Origin of the sequence: Pseudomonas sp. CM25, from assembly GCF_013179705.1 — a bacterium.
Taxonomy (GTDB): Bacteria; Pseudomonadota; Gammaproteobacteria; order Pseudomonadales; family Pseudomonadaceae; genus Aquipseudomonas.
This window is the reverse complement of record NZ_JABMCW010000584.1, coordinates 1-1924: the sequence shown is the minus strand read 5'-3', so window position 1 is coordinate 1924 and position 1924 is coordinate 1. Positions and strand designations below refer to the sequence as shown.

The following is a 1924-nucleotide window of genomic DNA, read 5'->3' as shown; positions in this document are numbered from 1 at the left end:
TCACGCGATCAAAGATCCTCTGAAAGGACGTACACCTGTTATGGGCACTCGCCATCTGGCCCTGGTCCTCTGCCAGCGTTCGCAAGCGAGCGTCATGACCAGGTGACGGCCTGTTACCACCTTGGCAACGGGTACAGGCTCTATAGCCCCTCTCTGATGCGTTTTCTCAATCCCGATCGGTTGAGCCCCTTCGGCCGGGGCGGAATCAATAAGTATGCCTACTGTGCTGGAGACCCCATCAACAGAATCGACCCATCAGGTAGATTCTGGGAAGTGCTGACCTCCATCGAAGTTACCAGAGCGACGACAGTTGCTGCCTATACCGGTCTGAATATTGCCGCGTTGACGAGCAGAATTCAGAACCGCTCCGGACTTTGGGGCAATTGGCAACTCTTGGTTGAGTCGGCGCTGGTACTGACGGGAACGACTTTATTATTCACTGGCTCGGAAAGGCTGCAACCCGTCGCTTTAGGCATGATGAGTGTTGGCAACGTAACTTCCATTGCCAAGTCTGCCGTAACAATCGCCAGCAACCTGACCGGCGGCTTCAGGGGGGCTGCTGACGCAGCGTGGCAGAATATGCGTCTTATGACCGGTTATGCACAGTTGGGTGAGCAGGTACAGGTGTCGCCTTCTCAGCAAGCTTCTGGATCTGTCGTGATCAATATCAATCCGAGAGTGGTTAACATAAACATGGATTCATCATCATCATCACCATCACCTGCTGCAGCGCTCAAAAAAGTCAGAAGGAACTCCACAGGGTCCATCGAGGCTACTCGCCTATGATTCGGCACGGCCATCCACGTGGTTTCACCGCATATGGCGCTTCTAATGGGCTATCTGGCGCCTGCCTGGCATTCTGCGGAGAGTACCGCGACTCAATGACAGGCCACTATCATCTTGGCAATGGCCATCGCACCTATAACCCGATACTCATGAGATGCCATAGTGCCGATGCGCTGAGCCCGTTCGGTATGGGTGGGATCAATACCTATACCTATTGCACAGGTGATCCAATTAATCGGGTCGATCGCAATGGCGGATTTTCCATGCCTAATGCGATTTTCCTGACCGCTTTGTTAGAAGGTGCACTTAATATTGTCGACGGCGTCTTGTCTGCGTTCAACTTGGTCGTTCAACGTAGGGAGCTTGGTTCTTCGTTTTCTTTTTCCAAGCAATTCCAGGTATGGGCCAAGACTCACAAGGGGACTTTGAAAGTTGCTGCCGCTGCTGTTGTCTGGAGTGAGCAGGGGGGACCATCGATGCCGTCCGTAACCGACAGTGTCGTGATAGGGGCGGCGGCAACAGGCCTCGGTATCACGGAGCGTTCATTGAACATCCAGCATCACGCGACTGAGGTGCGGGCCTACTTGAAGAAGAATCCGGCCGAGATACCCGGTGTGGTCATGGAAACAGTGGGAATTCTGTCAGGAGTCACGCCGGTGCTGACGTTAGGCTGGGATGTTGTGCAGAAGATTCGTGGCGACTCGGCGCGGCCAAACGTTCATGCATGAAGTCAGGAACCGGGCAACCAATCGCTTGCCTGCCCGGTTCATCATTGATTACTGCGCCTGCACTTCCTTCAGATAAGGTGCCGGCTCCGCCCCCAGGTTCTCAAGAACCCGCTGGCTATACCAGTCAATGAAGTTGACCACACCAAACTCGTAAGTCTTCGAGTACGGGCCCGGCTGGTAAGCGGTAGAGTTGATCCCGCGCTGGTTCTCTTCCGCCAGGCGACGGTCCTGGTCGTTGGTAGCGTCCCACACTTTGCGCATGCGCTCAGGGTCGTAGTCCACGCCTTCCACGGCATCCTTGTGCACCAGCCACTTGGTGGTGACCATGGTTTCCTGGGCGCTGATCGGCCACACGGTGAAGACGATGATGTGGTCACCCATGCAGTGGTTCCACGAGTGCGGCAGGTGCA

At 55.0% G+C, this 1924-nt stretch carries 2 protein-coding genes and 1 pseudogene; 2 read left to right on the top strand and 1 reads right to left on the bottom strand.

The annotated features are described in order from the left end of the window. Together HP546_RS31710 and HP546_RS31945 are read left to right on the top strand one after the other, a co-directional pair. Positions 1-786, top strand: a 786-nt coding sequence (locus tag HP546_RS31710) for an RHS repeat-associated core domain-containing protein (RefSeq protein WP_172233293.1), incomplete at its 5' end; no start/stop codon positions are given. Next, a complete protein-coding gene (locus tag HP546_RS31945; protein ID WP_172233290.1) occupies positions 783-1514 on the top strand; it encodes an RHS repeat-associated core domain-containing protein in 732 nt (243 codons plus the stop codon). The genes HP546_RS31710 and HP546_RS31945, both read left to right, overlap by 4 nt. 48 nt (positions 1515-1562) lie before the next feature. Here the strand turns inward: HP546_RS31945 and gbcA are convergent. Next, positions 1563-1924: pseudogene (gbcA, locus tag HP546_RS29690) on the bottom strand (glycine-betaine demethylase subunit GbcA); the annotation flags it as partial.

Bases quoted from the DNA above. Each gene is read 5' to 3' on its own strand.
- HP546_RS31945 (WP_172233290.1), top strand. From the start codon at position 783: ATGATTCGGCACGGCCATCCACGTGGTTTCACCGCATATGGCGCTTCT.